Source organism: Pigmentibacter ruber, assembly GCF_009792895.1.
Taxonomy (GTDB): Bacteria; Bdellovibrionota_B; Oligoflexia; order Silvanigrellales; family Silvanigrellaceae; genus Silvanigrella; species Silvanigrella rubra.
On record NZ_WSSC01000005.1, the window covers coordinates 248251 to 269811 of the forward strand.

The following is a 21561-nucleotide window of genomic DNA, read 5'->3' on the forward strand; positions in this document are numbered from 1 at the left end:
GAGGGTTTTATGACAATTCTTACTTTTGAAAATAATACTTTTAAACTATCAGGAAAACTGACAATCTATAAAGTATCAGAATTGAAAAATAAAATACTTGAAGCATATAACAAAGAAACAAAAAAAGATGCAGATTTTTTTCTTGATTTATCTGCTGTAGAAGCTATAGATGCTGCTGTATTACAATTATTAATATCTCTAAAAATACTAATTAAAAATGGTAAAGGAAATTTAAAACTAAAAGTCAGTACGCAAACATTTGATTCATTATTGGATTTATTTGGTATGCCTGCTGATACTTTTCCAAAAGCTGCATAAGGGAGTGTAGCTAACTTTTATCAGGAGATGAGGTGCTAAGCTGTGAGTTATAATGAAGAGCAAATGCAGGAAATATTCTTCCAAGAAATGCGAGAAGTTTTTGAGCATATTGACAGCTGTATTCTCGTTCTAGAAAAAACTCCTGGTGATTTGGAAATAATAAAAAATTTGTTTAGAGAAGTTCATACTTTAAAAGGTTCTAGTGGTGTATTTGGTTTGAGAGAAATAGCAGACTTAACTCACCATGCTGAAGACCTTTTGGATCGTATGCGTGAAGGAAAACTTGATCCAACTGAAGAAGTTTTTTCCGCATTGTTACGTTGTTTTGATAGATTAAAAGAAATGATGGATGCAGCCCAAAAGAAACAAAATTTAGCATCCTTTGATAACTCTGATATAGTAAGACAATTATGTGACTTTAAAGAAATTACTGGTGAACAATTACAAGAAAAAGTTGCTGCAGGAGAAGTTGCGCCTCCTCCAACTCAAGAAAATATAAAACCAGGCGAATGCCCTTTTCACATTTCTATTACTGGTGCAGATCAATTTTTCTTAACAGGAATAGATCCAATTACTCTAGTGTTAAATTGTCGTGATATTTCATCCGGAACATTCTCCCTTTTTACAAATACCGCGAGAATTCCTGCGTTAACAGATATTGAGCCAGAACGTTGTTACTTTGAATTTACTTTTAATTTCGTTTCTATGGCTGAATTTAAAACAGTTCAAGATATTTTTGAGTTTGCAATTGGTTCCAGTAACGTAAAAATAGAAATGGATGGTATGGCCGGCGGAAATAAAGGAGGAGGTGCAGCGCCTGCACCTGCAGCAGCAGCTAAACCTGCACCAGCAGCGGCACCAGCAGCCGCAGCAGCAAAGCCTGCAGCAGCGGCGACTCCAGCTGCAGCAAAACCTGCAACCCCAGCAGCTGGAAAACCGGGAGCACCAGCAGCAGCAAAACAAGATGCTGCGCATGGTAGTAATGATGCCAATGACTTTGTTCGTTTAAAGAAAGAAAAACTAGATCAATTAATGAATTTGGTTGGTGAATTAATTACAGTCAAAAACTTATTTGTTCACTTGGCAAATAGATTAGAAGAAGTTCTTCCAGAGAATGAAATTACTAAAGGATTTAAAGAAGGAACAGGCCACGTAACACGCCTATCTGCACGCTTACAAGAAAGTGTAATGAATGCTCGAATGGTTCCTGTAGGTAGTGTATTTACAAAATATACTCGTCTAGTGCGTGATGTAGCTAAAAAACTAAATAAAAAAGTAAATTTAGTAATTGAAGGTGAAGAAACTGAGCTAGATAAAACAGTTAGTGAAGCAATTTCTGACCCTATTATGCATTTAATTCGTAACTCTATAGATCATGGTATTGAAAATTCTGAGACACGAAAAGAACGTGGCAAACCAGATACTGGTACTTTATTGCTCAAAGCTGGCTATGAAGGTAATAACGTTAAAATTGTCGTCAGGGATGATGGTAATGGAATTGATCTTGATAGGGTTAAAAATAAAGCTGTTAACTTAGGAATTGTTACTCAAGAACAAGCAGATATGCTTAGTAAGAAAGATATAATTGAATTTATTTTCCATAGTGGATTTTCAACTGCTGCAGAAATTACTGACGTTAGTGGACGTGGAGTGGGAATGGATGTTGTGCGTAACAACATAAGAAAATCTAGTGGTTCCATTTTTGTTGATACTAATCCTGGACAAGGAACTGAGTTTAAAATTATTTTGCCACTAAGTTTAGCCGTAATTGAAGCTCTTTTAATAGGAGTTGATGGTGAAACTTATGCTTTACCACAAGAAGTAATTACAGAAACTGTTAGGGCAGAAAAGAAAGATGTTGTTAATTTAAATAATCAACCAAGTATAAATTTACGTGGTGAAGTGATTCCACTCTTAAGATTAAATGAAGTTGTTAATTTAAGAGCTTCTATATTAGATAAATTTATTCAACAAGAAAAGAAACGGCTTAATCAAAATGAAGATGATAATTCTGATTCACAATCTAATCAAAAAGAAAAAGATGATGGATTAACAAACCCTGTGGTGATTGTACAAATTGATGGTTTGAAAGTTGGTATTTTAGTAGATGTTTTATACTGGCAAGAACAAATTATGATTAAACCTTTAGGAGGGTTCCTGGCAAATATCCCTGTATTTACTGGGGCTTGTATAATGGGTAATGGTTCTGTGGTCTTAGTTTTAGAGCCGAAAGAACTTTATTATGCAGCTTGTCATACCGAAGATAAAGCAGCGGCTTGAGATAAGCTGTGAATGGGCTAGATAGGAGAGTCTAATGGCAATTTATATCGCCAAAAGCAAAAAAGAAGAAAGAATGCTTCAAATAGGAAGTAACAAGTTTGAGCTTGTTGACTTTAGATTGAAGGACTACCCTGTCGGTGCTGACATGTCACACCCTAATGCATATGAAGGTATTTATGGTATAAATATTGCTAAAGTAAGAGAAATAAATAAAATCAGTCAATTTACTAAAATGCCAAATTCTCATGAATGTATCGAAGGTCTTCTTGAACTAAGAGAAGAAGCTATTCCTATTGTAAATCTTGCTAAATATTTAGGTTATCAAAATCACGCATTAAGACCAACTGATAATATTATAATTTGTGAATTTAATAGTCTTGTAACAGGATTTGTTGTGCACCAAGCAATGCGCATTCGGCGTATCTCTTGGGAAGCAATTCTTCCACCTACCCGTTTAATAGGACGGGAAGGTGGTTGTGTCACAGGAATGCATAAATTAGCAAAAGGTCCTGATAATGAGCGAGATTTGATGTTACTTATTTTGGACTTTGAAAAAATAGTTGCAGAGATTAACGGTGAAACATATGCATTGAATAAATTCTCTGAAGACAAACAAAATAACAGAATTCCAGGTAACACAGACGAAACAAGAACTGTATTGGTTGTGGATGATAGTTTAACTGCAAGAACTCAAGTCGAACTTTTCTTAACTCAACATGGTTATAGAGTCATTACTGCAACTGATGGTGAGGAAGGATTGTTTACTTTGCAAGCTCTTTTAGATCAAGCAAAAAAAGATGGAAGAGATGTTACAGATTTAGTCCAAGTAGTTGTTTCAGACGTAGAAATGCCACGTATGGATGGACATGCATTTACTCAAGAAATTAAAAAAGATCCAAAATTAAGCTCCATACCTGTAATAATGCATACATCTCTTTCTGGTAGAGCAAATCAAGATGCTGTGAAATCACTCGCAGATGAATATGTCGTGAAATTTAATGGTGATGCTCTTATTGCAACTGTAAATCGTGTTTGGCGCAAATTAATGGATAGAAAAGAAACAGATAGAACAAATGGTATGAACGAATCTGATGATTTAGATGCAGCCTCATAATAAATTGGAGTCCTTTTATGGCTATTAATGTTCTTATTGTTGATGATTCACCTACAGTTTGTGCAATGCTTTCGCAAATGTTAACAAGCGCTGGGTTTCATGTCGCTGGAATAGGAAAGTCAGCAGAAGAAGGATTAGAATTGGCTGGGAAATTAAAACCTGATGTTATTACTCTTGATATAGAAATGCCAGGTAAGTCAGGTTTGCAGGCGTTACCTTTATTTCAAAAGACATGTGATGCTGCCATTATCATGTGTTCTACATTAACAAATCAAGCTGCATCAGCAACTCTTCAATCTTTAGAAAAAGGTGCTTTTGACTATATTCCTAAAACTGAAATTGGAAAATCTTTTACACCAGATATGCTAAAAGAAAGAGTAAATAATGCTTATGCGTATGTTACTCAAAAACGCAAAGGCGAAAATACATATAAACAAAGTGTTCCAATTGCCTCTTTGCCACATCAAAATGTAAAAGCTATAGTTTTAGGGGTATCAACAGGGGGTCCAGCAGCTCTGCATAAATTATTTAGTGCTTTACCTGTTATGCCAGTGCCAATAGTTGTTGTGCAACATATGCCAGCTGCCTTTGTCGCTTCTTTAGCTGAACGAATCGCTCAACAAACAAAACATAAGACTTCTGTTGCAAAAGAAGATTATACCTTAAGCCCAGGAGAAATTTGTTTTGCTCCTGGAGACAAACATGTTCTTGTAAAGAAGATGGGAACAAGAATTTTTTGTGGCCTTAGTGAAGAACCAAAAAATTTATTACACAAACCTTCTGCTGATGTTCTGTTTCAATCAGCAGCTGAAGTTATTGGAAAAGAGCTTCTTGCTGTGATTTTAACTGGTATGGGAAGAGATGGCGCTGATGGTGGTAAAACTGTGCGCACTCGGGGCGGAATGGTTTTAGCTGAAAGTAAAAGTTCATGCGTTGTTTATGGTATGCCAAAAGCAGCTATCGAAGCTAGAACTGCAAACTTTGAATTTGACTTACAAGATATGGCCGCAGCAATAAATAAAATAGTTACTGGGAAGTTAATTAGTTAATTCTTATGACAAAAGATAGGAAAACAAGTAAGTTTAGCTTACTTGTTTTCCTAGTTGTCAGACAAATATAAGCATAAAATAAAATTTGCTAAAAAATATTGCATAGTTTAAATTAGAATTAATTCAAATATTTTAGGAGATGTAAAGAATTAATGCTCTTACGAATTATTCTTTTCTTAACTTACGGAACTTTTTTTTCTAATTATTGTTTTGCATTACTAAAATCAAATGATCTATTCGTTGAAGGTGGTTTTTCTGGTTACTATTTGCTGGAAGATTTTTATACTGGTGGAAATGGAAAAGTTACTTTTACTTTACCTGTGTATAGCGTTGATAAACAATTTGATCTTATAGCTGGTGGCAGTGGTAAAATTGAAAGAACCTCTTATCTTACTCAATCAAATATTTATGGAGTAACTTCTGATATAACTTCATATCAATTGGGTCTTGTCAGTGGTATAAAATATCGAGTGATATCTCCCTTCTATATTTACTTGCTAGGAAATGCATATTATTCACCATACACACATTTTGAAAATCATTTTTATCTTTATTATTTCGATTCTTATCAATCAGTAAAAGTCGACTACAACATGAATGCTGGGTTAGAATTGAAATTTATTTATAAATTGTTTCGTGATTTTGGTGTGGGTCTTTCAGTGTATGGTTCATATGGTTATATTAAATTTAATGATAGTTCATTTTTAAGTATAGTATATCAGGGTAAACAAGGTGGCTATTTAATATTTAATTCTAATATTAATTTTGTTTATTTTATTAGATAATATTTTTGGTATTCTATTTTAAAAAAAATTCGCAAATAGATTTATTTTTAAAATTCAATATTATTAAATTTCTTTAATTTTGAAAAAATTCTAAACTAAAAAAAATAAAAAAAAGAAAGTAAAAAAAATAATATTATCTTTTACTTTTTTGAATTTTTCTGATATACGCAAGACAAGCTAGACACTAAGCAAAATATAATTAGTTTAGCAGAACACTTGTTTGATTAATGAAAATTTAATAAATTTTTATTAAATTTTCATTAAATATATTGAATAATAATCAATAAATAATTAAATTTTTAAATTTTAACTTTTGTTTTATTGCTTTATATTTTTAGAGAAAGTTTGAAAAGGAGGATTCAATAAATTCTTATCAATAATCGCTTTTTTGCATTTAGTAGGATAATTAACGGCTAAATTTTAGGGTGTTTACTATGAAAGAATTGAAAAAAAAGAAATTTATGAAAAATTTTGTGAAGAATTTTCCAATCTCTCTAGACGAAATTGATAATAGATTAATCATGGAGTCAGAAAGTGATATTGAATTATTTAAAAAATTTATGAAAATATCTGAAAAATTAACTGCAGATTTACAATTAGATGCAGAACTGGGAAAAAAATATTTAGAGCATTTTATTTTAGCAAATAAACAAAATAGAAGAAAAATACTTGAATTACACACTTATCTACAAAATCAAATTCCTGAAACAAGAAAAGATTTGAAAAAACTTTCTAAAGAAATATTAATTAGTTGGTATACAGGAATTGTAAAAGTGAATGGAATAAGTAGATTAGTCACATATTCTGGTTCACATACTTGGACAAAATTAAAAGGTATCAAACCACATGGTATTTGTGGTGGACGTTTTGGGTATTGGTCAAGAAGGCAAAAAATTAGTTAGGTTTTTCCTCTGAAATTTCTTTTAATAAATTTATATCTAAAATTTCAAAATCTGTAATACTACCTGCTACAGCGCCTAGTTTTTTAATTTCAGAAAAAACCCGACTTACTGTTTCAGGTGTCATATCAGAAAGATCAGAAAAATCACTCCGCGTTAAATAAACTTTATTGGAAGGATCTCTTTTAGTAAAATAAGGATAAATTTCTAAGAAACAAGAAGCTAATCTTTGGCGTGCTGTTTTGTAACGAACACCTTCAATTCTATTATAAAGCATACCGGTGTGGCTGCAAACTTTCCTTAAAAAATCAAGATAAACTGAGCAATTTTTTTCACCAATACCTGTAATAGCTACATGTGGAGTGGATATAAGTTCACAATTTGTTATTGCTGTGCAAGTTCTTTCATAATAAGGTGATTTGGAAAACATCTCTAAAATTCCAAAACAGTCTCCATCTTTGGATAAAGAGCTAATAATAGATTTATTTTTCTCACACTCATTTGTGAATTTAACACATCCTGAAACAATAAAATAAATTGAGTAAGCTTTTTCACCTGCTACAAAAATATTTTGTTCTCGTTTTACTTTTAATTCAGTGGAACTTTGTAATAATAAATCAAGTTCCTCTGAATTTAAGGATGGAAAAAAAGTTGCTAGTTTTTTAGTTGAAATTATAAACTCAGATTTTTTCACAAACAAGTCCTTTGCCATTATAAATCATTACGAATTAAACCATTCCTCCCAAGTTTTTCCTCCATGTTTATCACATAAAGATGGAGTAATTTTTTCATGGGAAAGTTGAGGAAATGTATTACTTAATGAAGAATTTAAAACATAAACAAAACCACAGCCTCCAAAAGAAAAATCTAAGCGACTATGCATGATTTCTTCTTTTGAAACTGATGATAAATTAAATACATGCGTATAATTTCCTGAATAAATAGATTTCTCAATTTCAAGACCTAGATTTTTAATTATAGCCTTGGTATAAAGTAATTGATTATCATGCAAATATTTTGGTGTTATTCCCTCTTCTTTAAAACGTTCAAAAAAATTATTTTCTAAAATTGAATGGAATTCATTAATCCATGCTTCAATTTGTACATCACTTCTATCAGTCATAAACAAACAGATAGGAGTCAGACACCCCCTACCATGCCATAAGCTACATAATTTTGCTACATCTAATGGAGAGTAGTGTAAATCAACAATCAAACTATTTTTTACATCACCTTGTGGAATTAATTTTGTTTTTGAATTATTTAAAAGTTTACTAAATGTTGAAATAGTTGAATCAGAGCCAAAAACGATAACATAATCAAAGTCACTATAATCTTTAGAAATAGATTTATTTTTTTCTAAATAAATTTCTGTAGGATAAAAATATGGTGAGAGTTTATTAACTAAATCTTCTATCTTATTTCTAACACTATTTGCAAAAATATCTTCGTTTCGAATTGAAGGTAATTTAATATGAATAGATTTAGCTCCGAGCATAGATGCAATTTTTGCTGGATATATCCATGTTATAGGTATATTAGCAGAGCAAATTATTAATATTTTTTTATCGTTTAATTTAGTTGGTTGATTGCAAATAAATTCATTCCAACTTAATAAAGTTTCTGCTAAATCAGACCATCCATGAGGTGTCCAAATATTGGGATTTAAATTTTGAATAAATTTATGGATGTCTTGTGGAGATGTAAAATTTTTTGCTGAAGATATTTTTTCAACATTATTTTCTATATTTTGATCTTCAGTTTGAATATTAAGAAAAAAGAAAGACTCCTTTACATTCAAACTACAACCTTTCAGTGTTGCATCTGGTGCCCTGCTTTGCAGATGAAATATTCCTTCACTAGTATTAACTACACAAGCAATATCTTCAGTAATTATAGTAGGCCATGAATCCATATTAACTAAATCAAAAAAGGCTAAAAATCCATATTCTCCTTCTCTTAAAGCAACTTGTTTTTTTAAATCAACTGCTATTGGTGTTAATGTGTGATTACATTTGAAAGTACCATCATGAATTTTTTTAATTGACCAAGCTTGCGAACCAAGTTCACACATTCCATATTCAGATAAAAAGAGAAAGTCTTTTGGATTGCCATAACTATTTTGAAATAATTTAATAGTTTCCTCTAAAGTAAAACTTTGAGTGCGTCCTTTCGTGCCTCCTGTGTCAATAATGCCAAGGCGATTTCCTTTAAAAATATTATCTATTTTATTTTTTTTTACATATTCAGTGACAATTAAATGGTGAAATGTTGTACCAAAAATTAATATATTATCAAGAAATTTTTCCTGCATTAATAAATTTACTAATTGTTGGCAATCAGATTCAACATCACAGTAAGTTATTGAAAATGCATTTAGTCTAAACATATCAATCATTGCTGCAAGTGAACTCTTTGGCCAAATATTTGTTGGAGGAATTAAACTTATAATTTGAGTTGCTATGTTAAAATTGTGAGTAGTTAAAAATTCAGAAAAATTACTGCATGAATTTTTAGCATATAATTCTAATCTTTCTGGAGTAAATACGTGTCTTGCTTGAATATTATTTGTACTTCCGCTGGAATAAAAAGTAGTATTTGAATCAGAGTTTATTCCAGTATGAATGTTAAAATCCCGAAAACAGCGGATAGGTAAAAAAGGGATCGAAGTGTTAACATCTATTGAAGGTATAAAAATGTCAGTAAAAAAATTAGGTAATTTTGGATTTATAGAAATTAGATTTTGCTTTTGTCTCATCATTTTTTGTAAAATATCTGTCAATAAAAATTCTTTCATATTAAACCTACTGTTGGCAGAGCAAATGGAGAAAATAGATGCTAAGTCTGTTTTTCATATCAGCTCCTTCTGGGTTTCACAATCAGAGCTTGCTAACATAACTAATATGCTTTAATTGTATGCGTGTTTGGTTTTTTATTAAAGGGTCTTAAATGCAAAAGTCTAATTCAAATTCAGAAGATAAACAGCTCACCTCTCGGCAAACTATTTTTTCAATGTGCGGGTATCTCTTTTTGTTTCTTGGAATGGTTTTATTAGATCAGGTAACTAAATTGTGGTCTGAAAAAGCTTACTTAATTGAGTCATCGCTAACTAATATAAGGGAGTATACTCAAACTTCTAATGCAATATTTCACTTAGAAAGTGGTCTAAATTGGCTGCACTTTGACACCACATATGTAAGAAATACAGGAGCAGCTTGGGGATTTATGGGAAATTTACCTGAAAACATCCGTCCTTACTTCTTTTATGTTCTGACTAGTGCAGCTATGATAGTTATATTAATTTTCTTTTTTAAAACAAAATCTAAATTAATTTTAACTCGTTTGGGAATTGCTCTTATTTTTTCAGGTGCTGCTGGTAATTTTATTGATAGAGTTTGGTTGCATTACGTTATAGATTGGATTCATTTTAGTTGGAATTTATTTGGTTGGAATTACGATTATCCTGTATTTAATGTTGCAGATTGTGCGGTTACTTTAGGTGTTACTATTTTAATCATAGAAACAATTATTGATGAAATTCGTAATCGCAAAGCGAAAAAACTGGCAAAAGGTTGACAAAAGCCAAGATCCGTAAATGTTTCAATATAGTATTCTGATCTTTCAGAACCTTATGGAGATATCGGATATGGCTCAACAATTTTTGAAAAATTCTACCCATAGAGTAAATGAAATATTCCAAGCAGGTATCACTGAAGCATTAAATGCACAAGTAAAAATGCTCATTCCTGAATTCCTCTTATTTGCTGTTCTTGAACAAAAAGATTCCATTGCTTTGAAAATTGCAGATGAATGTAAATTGGATGAAGTTATAGTAAAAACAACAATAATAAATGGCATCTACGATAGTATAAATCAGTTGCAAAAAAAACAAGACACACATTTTTCTCAATCAAGAGATCCTACTGGAATGTATGGATCTCCTGAAGTTGCTTTTTTGTTAGAAAGAGCAGATATGGAGAGAAAAAATTTTGGTGATGCCTACATCAGCACTGGTACCTTATTTCTTGCTTTTTTTGATTCGCGAATTAGTAGTAGGGAAATTTTATTAAAAGCAGGATTGTCTTATGAAGAAGCCAAAAAAGCATTATTAAATGTCCGGGGTAATCATAGAGTCACCAATAGGGACGATGAAGCTAAACAAAGTGCTTTAACACAATATACAAGAGATATCACTGCAATGGCTAGAAGAGGAGAATTAGATCCAGTTACTTCTAGAGAAGATGAAATTGAACGTGTTATTCAAGTCTTATCGCGGAGGAAAAAGAATAATCCTGTGTTAATTGGTGAGCCAGGAGTAGGTAAAACAGTTATCATAGAAGGTCTTGCACAAAAAATAGTGGATCTTGAAGTTCCAGACCATCTTGTTGGAAAAAGAGTTCTCAGTTTAGAGATGGCAGATTTGGTAGCTGGAAGTAAAATGCATGGTGAATTTGAGGAAAGATTAAAAGCTGTAAAAGAAGAAATTATTGCTCTTGAAGGCCAAATTATATTATTTATTGATGAAATTCATACTGTAGTTGGTGCTGGAAGAACAGCTGGTTCACTTGATGCTTCAAACATTTTAAAAAGTTCACTCGCAACAGGACAGCTTCAATGTGTTGGTGCAACTACATTTAAAGAATATAAGCAATACATTGAAAGTGATAGAGCTTTAGAGAGACGTTTTCAACCTATAAGAGTTGAAGAGCCATCAATAGAAGCCGCAAAAGAAATATTAAAATCTATTGCTGTAAAATATGAAAAACATCATCAAATAAAATATAGTCCAGAAAGTTTAAATGCTGCTGTTGAATTAAGTACAAAATATATTTTTAGTAGAAGTTTACCTGATAAAGCAATTGACTTGATCGATGAAGCAGGAGCATTAAAACGGATTAAAGTAGTGAGTATTCCACCAGATATTCAAAAACTAGAACAAGAAAAAGCAAAAAAAGATATTGAAAGAAACGATTATTTTAATCGCCAAGATTTTGCAATGGTTGCTAGTACTCAAATGGAATTGTTAAATTTAGAAAATAAAATTTCTGAGCGCCGGAAACAATGGGAATCAGAAATGAAACAAGAAGATCGAGTTGTTACTGCGGACGATATTGCTGAGCTGGTTTCTAAAGTAACAGGAATACCTGCAAAAAAACTCCAAGCTGAAGAACTTGAAAAATTAGCACATATTGAAGATGAATTAGCAAAACGGTTAATTGGACAAAAACAAGCTATTCAAGCAGTCGCTAATGCCTTGCGGAGAAATAGAATTGGTCTGCGAGAAAGAAAAGCTCCTATTGGAAGTTTTTTCTTTTTAGGTCCAACTGGGGTAGGTAAAACTGAATTAGCAAAAGCTCTTGCAGAATATGTTTTAAATGATGAACAACGTTTGATTCGTTTTGATATGACCGAATTTATGGAAAGACATGAGACTTCAAAATTAATTGGTTCTCCGCCCGGATTTGTTGGCTACGGAGAAGGAGGGCAGCTAACTGAAAAAGTTAAAAGACAACCATATAGTGTTCTCCTATTTGATGAAGTAGAAAAAGCTCATCCAGATGTATTTAATTTATTTTTACAAATTTTAGATGATGGGCGCTTAACCGATGCTGAAGGTCAAAAAGTAAGTTTTGAGAATACTTTGATTGTCTTTACAAGTAATTTAGGAAGTGAATATATCAGTTCTAATAAACGTTCGGTTGGTTTGGGAGGCCAAGATAAAGATTTAACAAATAAAGAAGTCACAGATTTAGTAATGGGAGAAGTGAAAAAAACCTTTAAACCTGAATTGATTAATCGTTTAGACGAAATCATTGTATTTGAAAAGCTAAGTCAAGAAGATATAGAAAAAATATTAAAATTACACATTGATAAATTAGCAGTAAAAGTAAGTAAACAAGGTTTAAAGTTAGATATTTCTCCTGAGGCTCAAAAATTTCTTGCTGAACGTGGATTTAGTCCAACAAATGGGGCTCGACCTTTACGAAGATTATTGGAAGCAGAAGTTGAAAACAGAATTGCGCAAGAAATTATTGCCAAAGGAAAAAATAAAGAAACTGGACAAGTTAATGGGACTAAATTATTAATCACATTAGCAAAGGGTAACAATGAAATTAGTGTTAAAATTCAGTAACAGGAAAATGCAATGAACTTTGATCAAGCTTTTCAAAAACTAACAAATATCATCGAAGAAATTGAACATTTAAATTCAATTTCTAAATTATTACATTGGGATCAAAGTACATATTTACCGGATGATGGTTTTTCTGCTAGAGGCAAACAAATGGCTACTATTGGAAAAATTATTCACGATAAATTTACAAATCCATATATTGGTGATTTATTACAACAATTAAAAGATAACTCAACAATATTGAATAATAATTCTTATATGTCAAGATATGTTTCTGTCATTGAAAGAAATTATAATAAGGCAATAAAAATTCCAGCTAGTTTTGTTGCAACTTTGGCAGAACATCAATCGGTTTCATATGAAAATTGGATGAAAGCAAAAGAGACAAATAATTTTAAATTAATTCAACCTTACCTCGAGAAAACTTTAGAATTATCAAAAGAATATTCTAGTTTTTTTAGTTATGACCATATAGCAGATCCTCTAATTTCTGAAAGTGATTATGGTTTTAATACTGAAAATATAAAACAAGTATTTAATGAGTTAAAAAAAGAATTAGTACCTTTTGTGAAATCAGTTTTAGATAATCCACAAAACAATAATGATATTTTAACTAAACAGTTCCCTATTTCACGACAAGAAGAATTTAATCATTTTGTTTTGAAAAAATTAAATTTTGATTTCAATAGAGGTCGGTTAGATAAAACTGCGCATCCTTTTATGATTAATTTAAGTTACGGTGATATAAGAATTACCACCAGATATGATGAATATAATTTTACTGATAGTTTATTCTCTACTATTCATGAAATGGGGCATGCTTTTTATGAAATGGGAATTGCAAAGAAACTAGAGGGGTCCCTTTTATATGAAGGTACCTCTAGTTCAGTTCATGAAAGCCAATCGAGGCTTTGGGAAAATATAGTAGGAAGAAGTTATGAATTTTGGGAATTCTTTTATCCAACTTTAGTAGAATATTTTCCTGAACAATTAAAGACTGTTTCTTTAGAATCTTTTTATGCGCAAATAAATAAAGTAGAACGTTCTTTTATTAGAACAGAAGCCGATGAATTAACTTATAATTTACATGTCTTAATAAGATTTCAACTTGAGATTGATATGTTGGAAAATAAGTTAAAAGTGGCAGATTTACCGGAAGCTTGGAATGCTTTGTATAAAGAAAATTTAAGTGTTACTGTTCCAAATAATACTTTAGGTTGTCTACAAGATGTGCATTGGTATGCAGGAATGATAGGCGGACAATTTCAAGGTTACACGCTTGGTAATATTATGAGTGCACAGTTTTTTGCAGCGGCAAAAAAAGCTCTACCTAATTTAGCACAAGATATTAAGCATGGGCAGTTTTTACCGTTACGTTCTTGGTTAACAGATAACCTTTACCAATATGGTAAAATGTATGACAGCCAAGAGATACTTGAAAAATCTACATCTGAAAAATTAACTACTAAACATTATATGAGTTATTTAAAAAATAAATTTCCTATCAAGACTTTGGCATAAATTCTTAATTTCCTTGTTTATATAATTGCAAATACGACGAAAGAATGCTTAGCGTTGCCCAGTTCATGTGCATATGACTCCTAAGGATGGGAGGAAAAGAAACCGCTTTGGATGCAGAGATAAAAGTCTTCTGTTTGCCTAAGGAAGGGTTTTGATTCTAAGGAATAGGAATCGATGGTTGCTATTTGCACTAGAACTAGGCAGCGCTTTTTTAATTTCAAGTTGCTTTTATGGGTTTTTCTCGATAGAGAAAAGGTGACTTTGAGGACACTTTTTCTCTAATTTAGTGGGTTAAAATTTATGGAAAGCGAACTTCTTATCTTTTCTGGAAACGCCAATCGTGATTTGGCAAATAAAATTTGCCAATACCTGGATGTTCCCTTAGGTACCGCTCTTATTGGTAAATTTAATGACGGGGAAACTCGGATTGAAATTGAAAGCAATGTTAGAGGTCGTGACGTCTTTATTATTCAGCCTACCTGCCGCCCTGCCAACGAAAATATCATGGAACTCCTTATTCTAATTGATGCATTAAGAAGAGCAAGCGCTCAACGCATCACTGCTGTTATTCCATATTATGGGTATAGTAGACAGGAACGGAAAAGCACTCCTCGTACTCCTATTACTGCAAAACTTGTTGCTGATCTTCTCGTAAGTGCTGGTGTGCATAGAATACTTTCTATTGAATTACACACTGGAGCAATTCAAGGTTTTTTCAATCTTCCAGTAGATCATCTTTATAGTAAACCAGTATTTGTAGAACATTTTGCAAAAATGAAAATCGAAAATCCAATTATGGTTTCACCTGATGCTGGTGGAGTAGAAAGAGCAAGAGCTGTTGCCAAGGTTTTAGGTTGTGGTCTAGCTATTGTTGATAAGCGCAGGGATCGTCCTGGAGACTCTCAAGTTATGAATTTGATTGGTGATGTTAAAGATAAAACAGCCATTTTATTTGATGATATTTGTGATACTGCAGGCTCCTTAACTTCAGCTGCAAAAGTACTACGTGATAATGGAGCATTAAAAGTATATGCTGCAGCTACACATGGCGTGCTTTCTGGGCCAGCGATAGGAAGATTAAAGGATAGTTGTATTGAGAAACTTTTTATCACCGATACCATACCTTTAACTGAAGAAGCTGCTAATTGTGGAAAAATAGAAGTACTCAGTGTGTCTGAACTTCTTGGAAAAGCAATTCGTAGAATTCACAATTCTGATTCTATTAGTAATTTGTTTATATAGGTGATTGTTTTGAAAAAAATGGATTTTTCAACCCTTTCAGCACAATTCTTAGAAATACAAAATCCTGTACTTTTACAGGAGGGTATCCAGTTTTTAGAGTTTGAAGGGGCTAAAATAGCATTTGATTATCAGCCTGCAAAAGAAGACGTTCAAAACATCCTTATACTAGTAAATGGTTATCAAAGAACTCGACTTGATTTTCGTGCTTTACGAAAAAAATTGGAAAAAAGTTTACCAAATACAGCTACAATTGCATTAGACAATCGCTTTTGTGGGCAAACAATAGTTTATCCACCTCAAAATGAATTGCTTACGGTAGAGCAAATGGCAAAAGATGTTGCTGTTTTAGCTTATTTCTTTTGCCAAAAATTAGGATTAAATGAGTTTTCAGTGCTTGGAATAAGTATGGGTGGAATGATTGTGCAGACTCTTGCAGCAAATAACTCCTCTGTAAAAAATTTATTTTTAATAAGCACGACTTCTGGTGGTATTGGAAGAACTTGGCCAGAACACATGAACCCCACAAATGGTTTAACTTATGTAAATCATTATGAAAATTTAGAATCCACAAAAAAACATATGCAAAAGTATTTTGGTTCTAAATTCTTAACCACATCACCACTACTTTTTGAAATGATGTGTAAGACTATGGTTAAAGCAAAAGCCGAAGAATCTTTTGAACATAGTAGGGATGGAGAAATTCAATTTTATGCATCAAGTGCATATGATGGAGTAGGGCAACTGTCTAATATTAATGCTAAAACCTTAATCGTAACAGGTGATGAGGATAAAATTATTCCACTTGAAAACTCTACCTTTTTAAGTAACAACATAAGGAATGCTAAACTCATTACTTATTCTGAAGTTGGGCATTTAATATTAATTGAAGAGCCTGAAAAATTTGCACAAGATATCAGCTTGTTTTTTTAATAAGGTCATTATGCTCACAAAAAAATATGCAATACAACAAACTGAAGAAAATTGGATCGATTGGTTTTTAGCTAATGGTGAAAAATCTTTTCGTGGAAAACAAGTTTTAGAATGGTTTTATATTAAACAGACTTTTAATCCAGAACATTTTACAAATTTACCTAAACAAATTCGGGAAAAACTGCAAAATGATTTTGATTGGGGATTACCCATTATTGACACTATTTTACCATCGAGCGATGAGAGCGAAAAAATATTACTAAAGTTACATGATGGATTATTTGCTGAATGTGTTCTTATGCCCTCTGAAAATAGGGTTACATTATGTGTTAGCAGCCAAGTTGGTTGTAGAATGGCCTGTACCTTTTGCCAAACAGGGAAAATGGGTTTGACTCGCAATCTGACTACTGGGGAAATATTAACACAAGTTGTAATTGCAAATAAAAGATTAATAGAGCGAAATATATTAAATCGTTCTGTTACTAATATTGTTTTTATGGGGATGGGTGAGCCTTTAGATAATTATGACAATGTAGTTGGTGCATGCAAAGCATTAATTGATCCAAAGCTTTTTGGTTTATCAAAACATAAAGTAACAGTCTCAACTTCAGGCTTGTTACCGCAAATCGAACAATTAGGTAAAGACCTTCCTGTTGCTTTAGCTATTTCATTGCATACAGCTGATAATGAACAACGTTCGCAGATGATGCCAATAAACAAAAAGTATTCCTTAGAACAAATGAAACAAGTTTTACTAAATTATCCTGTGCAAACACGACATGGGATTACATTTGAATATGTTATGATTCAAGGAGTCAATGATTCCCTGCAGCATGCAAAAAAATTAGTAAAATTTTTGCATGGTTTAAAAGCAAAAGTAAATCTTATACCTATGAACCCACATCCTGGTGCTGCCAATATGGTGGCCACAGATTTTGAGCAAATGCGGATATTTCAAAAATATTTAGCCGATAGATCTATTCCCGCTCCAGTTCGATACAGTCGAGGCCAAGATGTTAGTGCCGCTTGTGGACAATTAGCTGCAAAAAGAAAAGATGAAATTAATTTACCACCTAGGACAGTAGCTCTTGCGCGTAGAAGAGAATATTTGGCAGAAAAAGTAAAACAATAGTTTATTTTTCCATTTTAAGACCGTATTTTTTGACAATCTGCTCAAACTTCCCATTTTTTTTATATTTAACAATACCTTCTTCTAGCATTTTTACATATTTTTTTGATGTAGGTTTATTTTTTGTAAATGCAATATAAATTCCAGTTTTGTTTCCTATTGTTCCTGCCTCTTTAATTTTATTCCCTAGTTCAAGCATTTTTATTGTGTACTTTGCTACAGTTGTTTCTTCTATGACTGAATCTAGCTCATTATGAACAAGTTTTTCTAAATTTTTTTGAAATGCTGTTTCTCCGCCTGTTTCAACTAATTTTTTTACATTCTTTCTAAGTAAGTCAATATTTCCAGCGTAGACATATCCTAGATTCGAGCCTAAAATAATTTCTTTTAAAGACTCTGGTGTTTTATAAAACCAATTACTATTTTTATTGACAAAAAAACCATTCACACTTTTGCCAAAATCTTCCTTAGGAAAAAGAAACTTATCTTCACGCCCTTCTTTGTAAGCTGCACCTAAAGCATCAATTTCTCCTTTTTCCGTTCTGACTAAAATTCTAGCCCAAGGTCCAACAGTGGAGATGAATTTAATATTATTTTCTTTAAAAATTTCTTCGGCTATGTCTATGACATAACCTTTCATCCCAAATATTTTTTCATCACATGTATAAGGACACCAAATATCAGTTTCAAATTGGATTACTTCTTCAGAAAATAAATAGTTTTCATAAATTAATGCTATGCAAAGTATAAAAATCTGAATAAAAAATCGATTTTTCATTAGTAATATCTCCACAATTTTTTTTGCTAATAAAATGATATTTGAATTTAGCTAGTATTGAAAGGATATATTGTGTCAGAAAACTATTTACTTGATAAGGATAGTGATTCTAATTTTTATTGAACCTTTAAAAATTCCATAGTTGCTCAATAGATTTGCTGGATAGAAAGTATAATGCAAAATGTTAGTTTATCTAATGTTCTTTTAAATTTTAACTTTAGCTCATTGTATAATTTGTCTGTTTGAAATTTAGATATCATTCTATTATAAACAGGTATAAAAATAATTAAGTTTACAGTGTTTAAGAAGCAATTTTTTATATAGATAAATTTATAGTAATATTTTAAATATATGAAATTATTATAAATTTTAAAAAAAATTATTTAATTTAAAATTATATATAATATTTAAAAATAATTATTTGAATTAATTAAATAATAAAAATATAATAAAAGATAAGCTTGACTCAAATATTTATAGCAAGTAGTTTTTATATTCTGTTTAGTTAAAAAATATTAAGCAGAAAATAAAAACTACTAATTTAAAATTTATTACTTTAAATATTTTTCTAATCTATTTAATAAAATTAAATGATAATTGAACAATTAATACAAAAATTAATTTATAATTTTTAAAAATAATAGGGATTTATTATGTCTACATACACTACATATTTTTATTTAATATTCATCTCTATTTTTACTTATTCATGTAAAAAGCAAAAAAATGAAAATTTAGTTGAAAACGACAAAAAATTAAATCTCACCAAATTTTATAGTGTTGACACAAAATTGGATGGAGAAGACTCTTACCAAAATATTGGTAATGGCTATAATAAAATGGGAAAATTTTATACACAAGAATGCATTGAAAACTATACAGTTGAATATCCAAAAAATACTCAAGAAACAGTAATTAACTTGATGGATAATTTAAGCAAAGAACAATTAACTTCAAATTTAAATTTAAAATTAAGCTCATCTATTTCGACAAAAGAAGTAACTATTACACCAGAGCTACAATATATTCAGGAAGCTTCATCAAGTCGTTTAAGTAAGACAATGACATACTATTCCTATACAAAACTGGGAGAAATTAGGTTAAAGGAGAATGAAAATGGATTAACGTTTAAAAAAGATATCCTCGAATTTTTTGACAGCAATGGAAAAATAAAAAACCATTATGATTTTAATAGATTATGTGGTGACGAAGTTGCTTTAAGTCAGATTTATGCTTCAAAAATAATGATCACAGTTAAAATAAAATTTAAAAATAAATTTGCGCACAGTGAATTTGATGGAAAAATAGGTGTTGTCCAGAATGCAGTTATAGCTGATAATAAATTTAAATTAAATGCAAATATAAATAAAATTGATAATCAAGCACTTCAAAATTCAATTTTAAGTATTCATGGAATTCAAATGGGTGGAGAATCTATTCAATTAAATAAAATATTAGGGTTACAAAAATCCTCGTGTACTTTAGACCAGTTTGCAGAATGTGAAATATTGCTTGATAAAATAAATAAATATATTTCTGAAGACTATGTAAAAGAAATCCAAAATGTGGAACTTTCTCGTTGGATTATTGAACGAGTAAATACAGTTCAATATGAAAATTTAAACCTAAAAAATTTAAATGGCAGTGAATTAAATTTTTATAATAATGATTCTTCTGATGATAAGTATAAGTTATCACAATTAAAATTACAAATTGAAAATCTTGTCACAAAAGAAACAAAAAATATTAGTATTGCAAAAATGTTGTTAAGCAATAAAGGAATTGCTTTTGATGTTGTTGATAGCTTAAATGAAATTATTGATTCTGCATATAAAAACATTAACATTTATCAAAATTTTGCGAAGGAATGTTATTATAATATTCAGAAATGTATTGAAAAAGGGATATTATCAATAGAAGAAAAATATATAACAAAGTATGATGAAACTGTTTTAAAACAATATATGGGAAAAAAAATTATTGAAATAAATTCAAATAGTAAACCAAATCATGGACAAAAAAATCGTTCTTCAATTAATTTTCCTGTTAGTAATTTTATTTCTGATGGATTAGATTTTACAAATATTTATTTCAAAGTTAAGAACTCTGATAATACTTCTTTAAATAAGCATAATGGAACTTTTAATTTAATGTGTGACAAGTATTCAGACAAAATCAATGGTCCTACAAATACTAATCTAGGAACATCAGAGTTTTGGTTATCTGGATTTGCTTACCAATACTGGCATGATTTAGTATTCTTAAATAAAATTAAAAATAATTATATTATAAATTTAGAAGTTTTATTAACAAACTATAAAGAAATTTGTTTAGAAAGACAATCAGCTTATATTGCTTCACCAGAAGGATTTAGCAATGACTTTATTTTAGAAATTTGGGGCGATAATTAATTATAAGTATATTTTACAATTTTTAAAAGAGGAGATATTTTATGAGATTTAAGAAATTTATTTTATTACTGAACTTATTATCAATGAATTCTTTTGCAATTACAGAAGAACAACTTGCGCGAGGCGTTTTAAGCAGAGAAAATATTATAGATCAAATTTCGCAGTTTAATAATTATTCATACCACCAATTTATAAAAAATATGCCAATTTATGCTTATAAAATAACAAATAACGATATCAACAATATTCCAGAAATAATATTAAAAAATTTAGGTAGAATAGATAATACAACATATTCAACTGATTATTTTAAGAAAAATATAGGTAGTGTTATTGCCCTTCAGTTAAGGGATAATGAATTTGATTTTTATATAATTGATAAAGAAAAATTCAATGAATTATATATTCAAATAAGTATTCATGATGTTATGGAGAAAAATAAAAAATTAACAAATGGACTAATTAATAGTAAAATTGGCTATTTATTTAGCGATAATAATTCTAATTTAGTAGGAATTTTGAAAATAGAACCTGTGAATATGATAAAAATGTCAGAAGTTGGTTTTAATATTAAAGAAGAAATTACTATTGAAAGCCCTTGGAATGAGCAAACAAAGCCAGCTGGAATGGATGCTTATTTAGTATATGAATCAGATAAAAAATCTTATTACATGGTAAATACTGAGGAAAGTGGTTTGCCTATAGGATATATGCCAAAAAATTAAAATTAATAAAACATATGAAAAAATAAGCATTCATTAAATTCAAAATAGCCTCTAAAAATTCCTTTAAAATAAGTTAAAATTAAATTTTAAGATAATAAAATAATAAATAAAATAATATTTATTTATTATTTTATTTATTATTGACAAAAAATAATAAATAAAATAATTTTAAAACAAATGAAGTTGTTTTAACTTCATTTTTTCATTTTTATGTTGCAATTAATAAAATAAATTCAAAAATACAATA

The 21561-nt window shown here is 30.4% G+C and carries 17 protein-coding genes; 14 read left to right on the plus strand and 3 right to left on the minus strand.

All coding sequences use genetic code 11. The features are described from left to right. Positions 1-9: 9 nt before the first annotated feature. The 6 genes from GOY08_RS14815 to GOY08_RS14840 all read left to right on the plus strand — a co-directional run bounded on the left by GOY08_RS14815 (position 10) and on the right by GOY08_RS14840 (position 6448). Positions 10-318 (plus strand): STAS domain-containing protein, encoded by a 309-nt coding sequence (locus tag GOY08_RS14815; RefSeq protein WP_158999704.1) that lies wholly within the window; start codon positions 10-12, stop codon positions 316-318. A 42-nt stretch (positions 319-360) separates the two neighbouring features. Beyond that, positions 361-2598, plus strand: a complete 2238-nt coding sequence (locus GOY08_RS14820; protein ID WP_158999705.1) for a chemotaxis protein CheA — start codon at positions 361-363, stop codon at positions 2596-2598. 34 nt (positions 2599-2632) lie between these two features. After that, positions 2633-3712, plus strand: coding sequence for a chemotaxis protein (locus tag GOY08_RS14825; RefSeq protein WP_158999706.1), 1080 nt, complete (start codon positions 2633-2635; stop codon positions 3710-3712). Between the two features lie 17 nt (positions 3713-3729). Then, positions 3730-4761, plus strand: a complete 1032-nt coding sequence (gene cheB / locus GOY08_RS14830) for a chemotaxis-specific protein-glutamate methyltransferase CheB (protein WP_158999707.1) — start codon at positions 3730-3732, stop codon at positions 4759-4761. A 152-nt stretch (positions 4762-4913) separates the two neighbouring features. Then, entirely contained in the window at positions 4914-5546 is a 633-nt protein-coding gene (locus tag GOY08_RS14835) for a hypothetical protein (protein WP_158999708.1), read from the plus strand. Positions 5547-5980: 434 nt separating this feature from the next. Continuing rightward, positions 5981-6448, plus strand: a complete 468-nt coding sequence (locus GOY08_RS14840) for a sugar dehydrogenase complex small subunit (protein ID WP_158999709.1) — start codon at positions 5981-5983, stop codon at positions 6446-6448. Here GOY08_RS14840 and GOY08_RS14845 read toward each other — a convergent pair. Further along, positions 6441-7139, minus strand: a complete 699-nt coding sequence (locus GOY08_RS14845; protein ID WP_158999710.1) for a Crp/Fnr family transcriptional regulator — start codon at positions 7137-7139, stop codon at positions 6441-6443. The genes GOY08_RS14840 and GOY08_RS14845 overlap by 8 nt on opposite strands. Before the next feature lie 27 nt (positions 7140-7166). Next, positions 7167-9242 carry a hypothetical protein gene (locus GOY08_RS14850; protein ID WP_158999711.1) on the minus strand — a complete coding sequence of 692 codons (2076 nt, stop codon included), beginning with the start codon at positions 9240-9242 and terminating at the stop codon, positions 7167-7169. Between the two features lie 152 nt (positions 9243-9394). Between GOY08_RS14850 and lspA the strand changes: the two genes are divergently transcribed. The 6 genes from lspA (at position 9395) to rlmN (ending at position 17403) form a co-directional block, all read left to right on the plus strand. After that, on the plus strand, positions 9395-10021 hold the full coding sequence (gene lspA / locus GOY08_RS14855; protein ID WP_158999712.1) for a signal peptidase II: 627 nt from the start codon (positions 9395-9397) through the stop codon (positions 10019-10021). A 70-nt stretch (positions 10022-10091) separates the two neighbouring features. Continuing rightward, positions 10092-12578, plus strand: a complete 2487-nt coding sequence (locus GOY08_RS14860; RefSeq protein WP_158999713.1) for an ATP-dependent Clp protease ATP-binding subunit — start codon at positions 10092-10094, stop codon at positions 12576-12578. Positions 12579-12590: 12 nt separating this feature from the next. Continuing rightward, positions 12591-14099: a carboxypeptidase M32 gene (locus tag GOY08_RS14865; protein WP_158999714.1), complete on the plus strand. Its 1509-nt coding sequence runs from the start codon at positions 12591-12593 to the stop codon at positions 14097-14099. A gap of 300 nt (positions 14100-14399) precedes the next feature. After that, positions 14400-15341, plus strand: coding sequence for a ribose-phosphate diphosphokinase (locus GOY08_RS14870; RefSeq protein WP_158999715.1), 942 nt, complete (start codon positions 14400-14402; stop codon positions 15339-15341). Positions 15342-15359: 18 nt separating this feature from the next. After that, positions 15360-16271: an alpha/beta fold hydrolase gene (locus GOY08_RS14875; protein ID WP_235899680.1), complete on the plus strand. Its 912-nt coding sequence runs from the start codon at positions 15360-15362 to the stop codon at positions 16269-16271. 10 nt (positions 16272-16281) lie between these two features. Continuing rightward, positions 16282-17403 carry a 23S rRNA (adenine(2503)-C(2))-methyltransferase RlmN gene (rlmN, locus tag GOY08_RS14880; RefSeq protein WP_158999717.1) on the plus strand — a complete coding sequence of 374 codons (1122 nt, stop codon included), beginning with the start codon at positions 16282-16284 and terminating at the stop codon, positions 17401-17403. Position 17404: 1 nt separating this feature from the next. Here the strand turns inward: rlmN and GOY08_RS14885 are convergent, their stop codons facing one another. After that, a complete protein-coding gene (locus GOY08_RS14885; RefSeq protein ID WP_158999718.1) occupies positions 17405-18178 on the minus strand; it encodes a substrate-binding periplasmic protein in 774 nt (257 codons plus the stop codon). A 653-nt stretch (positions 18179-18831) separates the two neighbouring features. Here GOY08_RS14885 and GOY08_RS14890 point away from each other — a divergent pair. Beyond that, positions 18832-20589, plus strand: a complete 1758-nt coding sequence (locus GOY08_RS14890) for a hypothetical protein (RefSeq protein ID WP_158999719.1) — start codon at positions 18832-18834, stop codon at positions 20587-20589. Between the two features lie 41 nt (positions 20590-20630). Further along, positions 20631-21314 carry a hypothetical protein gene (locus GOY08_RS14895; RefSeq protein WP_158999720.1) on the plus strand — a complete coding sequence of 228 codons (684 nt, stop codon included), beginning with the start codon at positions 20631-20633 and terminating at the stop codon, positions 21312-21314. Positions 21315-21561: the final 247 nt, after the last annotated feature.

What these genes read in the sequence shown, in the direction of transcription:
- GOY08_RS14860 (WP_158999713.1), top strand. Translation starts at nt 10,092, where the DNA reads ATGGCTCAACAATTTTTGAAAAATTCTACCCATAGAGTAAATGAAATA.
- lspA (WP_158999712.1), top strand. Translation starts at nt 9,395, where the DNA reads ATGCAAAAGTCTAATTCAAATTCAGAAGATAAACAGCTCACCTCTCGG.
- GOY08_RS14870 (WP_158999715.1), top strand. Translation starts at nt 14,400, where the DNA reads ATGGAAAGCGAACTTCTTATCTTTTCTGGAAACGCCAATCGTGATTTG.
- GOY08_RS14875 (WP_235899680.1), top strand. Translation starts at nt 15,360, where the DNA reads ATGGATTTTTCAACCCTTTCAGCACAATTCTTAGAAATACAAAATCCT.
- GOY08_RS14890 (WP_158999719.1), top strand. Translation starts at nt 18,832, where the DNA reads ATGTCTACATACACTACATATTTTTATTTAATATTCATCTCTATTTTT.
- GOY08_RS14865 (WP_158999714.1), top strand. Translation starts at nt 12,591, where the DNA reads ATGAACTTTGATCAAGCTTTTCAAAAACTAACAAATATCATCGAAGAA.
- GOY08_RS14815 (WP_158999704.1), top strand. Translation starts at nt 10, where the DNA reads ATGACAATTCTTACTTTTGAAAATAATACTTTTAAACTATCAGGAAAA.
- GOY08_RS14895 (WP_158999720.1), top strand. Translation starts at nt 20,631, where the DNA reads ATGAGATTTAAGAAATTTATTTTATTACTGAACTTATTATCAATGAAT.
- GOY08_RS14825 (WP_158999706.1), top strand. Translation starts at nt 2,633, where the DNA reads ATGGCAATTTATATCGCCAAAAGCAAAAAAGAAGAAAGAATGCTTCAA.
- GOY08_RS14840 (WP_158999709.1), top strand. Translation starts at nt 5,981, where the DNA reads ATGAAAGAATTGAAAAAAAAGAAATTTATGAAAAATTTTGTGAAGAAT.
- GOY08_RS14835 (WP_158999708.1), top strand. Translation starts at nt 4,914, where the DNA reads ATGCTCTTACGAATTATTCTTTTCTTAACTTACGGAACTTTTTTTTCT.
- GOY08_RS14885 (WP_158999718.1), bottom strand. Translation starts at nt 18,178, where the DNA reads ATGAAAAATCGATTTTTTATTCAGATTTTTATACTTTGCATAGCATTA.
- GOY08_RS14850 (WP_158999711.1), bottom strand. Translation starts at nt 9,242, where the DNA reads ATGAAAGAATTTTTATTGACAGATATTTTACAAAAAATGATGAGACAA.
- cheB (WP_158999707.1), top strand. Translation starts at nt 3,730, where the DNA reads ATGGCTATTAATGTTCTTATTGTTGATGATTCACCTACAGTTTGTGCA.
- rlmN (WP_158999717.1), top strand. Translation starts at nt 16,282, where the DNA reads ATGCTCACAAAAAAATATGCAATACAACAAACTGAAGAAAATTGGATC.